The sequence below is a fragment of the Mesorhizobium sp. M7A.F.Ca.MR.362.00.0.0 genome (assembly GCF_004023175.1).
Taxonomy (GTDB): domain Bacteria; phylum Pseudomonadota; class Alphaproteobacteria; order Rhizobiales; family Rhizobiaceae; genus Mesorhizobium.
In genome coordinates, this window is sequence record NZ_RZTF01000295.1 from 1 (window position 1) to 4092 (window position 4092).

8 protein-coding genes are annotated in these 4092 nt (G+C 62.1%); all 8 read left to right on the forward strand.

Annotated elements, in window-relative coordinates; all coding sequences use genetic code 11:
* Nucleotides 1-131 precede the first annotated feature (131 nt).
* On the forward strand, nt 132-440 hold the full coding sequence (gene rpsJ, locus EOC06_RS27145; RefSeq protein WP_010909272.1) for a 30S ribosomal protein S10: 309 nt from the start codon (nt 132-134) through the stop codon (nt 438-440).
* A 61-nt stretch (nt 441-501) separates the two neighbouring features.
* The gene (gene rplC / locus EOC06_RS27150; protein ID WP_013531422.1) at nt 502-1230 is read left to right on the forward strand and encodes a 50S ribosomal protein L3; all 729 of its coding nucleotides are present in this window, start codon (nt 502-504) and stop codon (nt 1228-1230) included.
* Nucleotides 1230-1850, forward strand: coding sequence for a 50S ribosomal protein L4 (gene rplD / locus EOC06_RS27155; protein ID WP_013531423.1), 621 nt, complete (start codon nt 1230-1232; stop codon nt 1848-1850). Before rplC ends, rplD begins: the two co-directional genes overlap by 1 nt.
* On the forward strand, nt 1847-2140 hold the full coding sequence (locus EOC06_RS27160; RefSeq protein WP_013531424.1) for a 50S ribosomal protein L23: 294 nt from the start codon (nt 1847-1849) through the stop codon (nt 2138-2140). Before rplD ends, EOC06_RS27160 begins: the two co-directional genes overlap by 4 nt.
* A gap of 22 nt (nt 2141-2162) precedes the next feature.
* Complete coding sequence (rplB, locus tag EOC06_RS27165) at nt 2163-2996, forward strand: 50S ribosomal protein L2 (protein ID WP_024505067.1); 834 nt, start codon at nt 2163-2165, stop codon at nt 2994-2996.
* A gap of 16 nt (nt 2997-3012) precedes the next feature.
* Nucleotides 3013-3291: a 30S ribosomal protein S19 gene (gene rpsS / locus EOC06_RS27170; protein ID WP_006205463.1), complete on the forward strand. Its 279-nt coding sequence runs from the start codon at nt 3013-3015 to the stop codon at nt 3289-3291.
* 2 nt (nt 3292-3293) lie between these two features.
* Nucleotides 3294-3683 (forward strand): 50S ribosomal protein L22, encoded by a 390-nt coding sequence (gene rplV / locus EOC06_RS27175; RefSeq protein ID WP_006205462.1) that lies wholly within the window; start codon nt 3294-3296, stop codon nt 3681-3683.
* The coding region (rpsC, locus tag EOC06_RS43640; protein WP_245470111.1) for a 30S ribosomal protein S3 at nt 3683-4092 on the forward strand (410 nt) is incomplete at its 3' end. The genes rplV and rpsC, both read left to right, overlap by 1 nt.

Here is a 4092-nt window from a genome sequence, read left to right on the forward strand (position 1 = left end):
TCGCTATCCGTGAAGGCGGCCGCACCGTCGGTGCCGGCATCGTCGTCACCATCAAAGAGTAATTTGGACTTAAACCGATCTGTCGCGGGCGCGGGAGTTGCCCGCGCCGCGCCAGAACAAGGAAGTGACGCATGAACGGACAGAATATCCGCATCCGCCTTAAGGCGTTTGACCACCGCGTGCTCGACGCCTCGACGAAGGAAATCGTGTCGACGGCCAAGCGTACCGGCGCAAACGTCCGCGGCCCCATTCCGCTGCCGACGCGGATCGAAAAGTTCACGGTCAACCGGTCGCCTCACGTCGACAAGAAGAGCCGCGAGCAGTTCGAGATGCGCACGCACAAGCGTCTGCTCGACATCGTCGATCCGACCCCGCAGACGGTCGATGCTTTGATGAAGCTCGATCTGGCCGCAGGCGTCGACGTCGAGATCAAGCTCTAAGGGAATGAGAGCGCGGTAAGGGGCGGTGCCCCTGGCCCGGAACTCTAAAGGAATTGAACCGATGCGTTCAGGTGTGATTGCAAAGAAGGTGGGAATGACCCGCATCTACAACGATGCCGGGGAACATGTTCCCGTCACCGTTCTCCTGATGGAGAACTGCCAGGTCGTGGCCCAGCGCACGCAAGAGAAGAATGGCTACACCGCCGTTCAGCTCGGCGTTGGCCTTGCCAAGGTGAAGAACACGTCGAAGGCGATGCGCGGCCATTTCGCGACCGCTTCCGTCGAGCCGAAGGCGAAGGTCGCCGAGTTCCGCGTCTCCGCCGACAACATGATCGATGTCGGCGCCGAGATCACCGTCGAGCACTTCGTCGCCGGCCAGAAGGTCGATGTGACGGGCACGACGATCGGCAAGGGCTTCCAGGGCGTCATCAAGCGCCACCACATGGGCGGTGGCCGTGCAACGCACGGTAACTCGGTTTCGCACCGGACGCACGGTTCGACCGGCCAGCGCCAGGACCCGGGCAAGGTGTTCAAGGGCAAGCATATGGCTGGCCACATGGGCGACACCCGCGTCACCACGCAGAATGTCGAGATCGTATCGACCGACGCCGACCGCGGCCTGATCCTGATCCGCGGTGCGGTTCCCGGATCGAAGGGCGCCTGGATCCTGGTCCGCGATGCGGCCAAGGTGGCACTGCCGGCCAATGCGCCGAAGCCTGCCGCGATCCGCGCCGTTGCTGCCGAAAGTGGCGCCAAGAACGAGGCTCCGGCCACAGAGGGAGCGGAATAATGGATCTCAAGATCACAACGCTGGGCGGCAAGGACGCCGGCAAGGTGGAACTCTCCGACGAGATTTTCGGCCTTGATCCGCGCGAAGACATCCTGCAGCGCGTCGTGCGCTGGCAGCTTGCCAAGAAGCAGCAGGGCACGCACAAGACCAAGGGTCGCGCCGAGATCGCGCGCACCGGCGCCAAGATGTACAAGCAGAAGGGTACGGGCCGCGCCCGTCACCATTCGGCACGCGCTCCGCAGTTCCGCGGCGGCGGCAAGGCCCACGGCCCGGTCGTTCGCAGCCACGAGCACGAACTGCCGAAGAAGGTTCGTGCTCTCGGCCTCAAGCATGCTCTCTCGGCCAAGGCCAAGAGCGCGTCGATCATCATCATCGACGAGCTGAAGCTGACCGAGGCCAAGACGAAGGCGCTGATCGCGAATTTCGCGACGCTGGGCCTGACCAACGCTTTGCTGATCGGCGGCGCCGAGCTTGACAAGAACTTCAAGCTGGCGGCGACGAACATCCCCAACATCGACGTGCTGCCCATCCAGGGCATCAACGTCTACGACATTCTGCGCCGCGGCACGCTGGTCCTTTCGAAGGCCGCCGTCGAGGCTCTCGAGGAGCGTTTTAAATGACCGACCTTCGTCATTACGACGTGATCGTCTCGCCGGCGATCACCGAAAAGTCGACCATGGCCTCCGAGCAGAACAAGGTCGTCTTCAACGTCGCCAAGAAGGCGTCGAAGCCGGAAATCAAGGCCGCCGTCGAAGCGCTGTTCGGCGTCAAGGTGATGGCCGTGAACACGCTTGTCCGCAAGGGCAAGATCAAGCGCTTCCGTGGCACGGTTGGCCGCCAGAGCGACGTCAAGAAGGCGGTTGTGACGCTGGCCGATGGCCAGTCGATCGACGTCGCGACGGGTCTCTGAGCAAGGCCGCGAGGACAGAACAATGGCACTGAAAAAATTCAACCCGGTAACGCCCAGCACCCGTCAGCTGGTCATCGTCGACCGCTCGGGCCTCTACAAGGGCAAGCCCGTCAAGGGTCTGACCGAAGGCCTGACCAAGTCGGGCGGCCGCAACAATCACGGTCGCATCACCGCCCGCTTCATCGGCGGTGGTCACAAGCGTTCGTACCGCATCATCGACTTCAAGCGCCGCAAGTTCGACGTCGTCGGCACGGTCGAGCGCATTGAATACGATCCGAACCGCACCGCCTTCATCGCGCTGATCAAGTATGACGATGGCGAGCTGTCTTACATCATCGCTCCGCAGCGTCTGGCTCCCGGCGACAAGATCGTCTCCGGTGAATCGGTCGATGTGAAGCCGGGCAATGCGATGCCGCTGGCTTCGATGCCGGTCGGCACCATCGTCCACAACATCGAGCTGAAGCCGGGCAAGGGCGCTCAGGTCGCTCGTTCGGCAGGTGGTTACGGTCAGCTGGTCGGTCGTGACCAGGGCATGGCGATCCTGCGCCTCAATTCGGGCGAGCAGCGTGTCGTTCACGGCTCCTGCATGGCCACTGTCGGCGCCGTGTCCAATCCGGACCACGGCAACATCAATGACGGCAAGGCCGGTCGCACGGTTTGGCGTGGCAAGCGCCCGCACAATCGCGGCGTGACCATGAACCCGGTCGACCATCCGCACGGCGGCGGTGAAGGCCGCACCTCGGGTGGCCGCCATCCGGTTTCGCCCTGGGGCAAGCCGACCAAGGGCAAGAAGACGCGGTCCAACAAGGCGACCGACAAGTTCATCCTGCGCTCGCGCCATCAGCGCAAGAGCTAAGAAGAGGTAACGCCAAGTGACTCGTTCGATTTGGAAAGGCCCCTTCATTGACGGCTACCTTCTCAAGAAGGTGGACAAGGTTCGTGAAGGTGGTCGCAATGAGGTGATCAAGATGTGGAGCCGTCGCTCCACCATCCTGCCGCAGTTCGTCGGCTTCACCTTCGGTGTCTACAACGGCCAGAAGCATGTTCCCGTCTCGGTGAACGAGGACATGGTCGGTCACAAGTTCGGTGAATTCGCTCCGACCCGGACCTATTACGGTCACGGCGCGGATAAGAAGGCGAAGAGGAAATAATCATGGGCAAGGCCAAAGCTCCGCGCAGGCTTGCTGATAACGAAGCGCGCGCCGTATTGCGCACGATCCGTATCAGCCCGCAGAAGCTGAACCTCGTTGCCGCGCTGATCCGCGGCAAGAAGGTCGCGACAGCGCTTTCCGATCTCGAATTCTCGGCCAAGCGGATTTCCGGCACGGTCAAGAAGACGCTGGAATCGGCAATCGCCAACGCGGAAAACAACCACGACCTGGATGTCGATGCACTGATCGTGGCGGAAGCCTATGTCGGCAAGTCGATCGTCATGAAGCGGTTCCATGCCCGTGGCCGCGGTCGCGCCAGCCGTATCGAGAAGCCGTTCTCGCACCTCACGATCGTCGTTCGTGAAGTCGAAGAAAAAGGGGAGGCCGCATAATGGGCCAGAAAGTCAATCCGATCGGTCTTCGCCTCGGCATCAACCGCACCTGGGATTCGCGCTGGTTCGCGAACACCGGCGAGTACGGCAAGCTGCTGCATGAGGACATCAAGATCCGCAAGTATCTCGAGAAGGAGCTCAAGCAGGCTGCCATCTCGAAGGTCGTGATCGAGCGTCCGCACAAGAAGTGCCGCGTCACCATCCACGCCGCGCGCCCGGGTCTGATCATCGGCAAGAAGGGCGCCGACATCGAGAAGCTTCGCAAGAAGCTGATGGAGATGACGAAGTCCGAGACGCACCTCAACATCGTTGAAGTGCGCAAGCCGGAAATCGACGCGACCCTGGTCGCCCAGTCGATCGCCCAGCAGCTCGAGCGTCGTATCGCGTTCCGCCGCGCCATGAAGCGTGC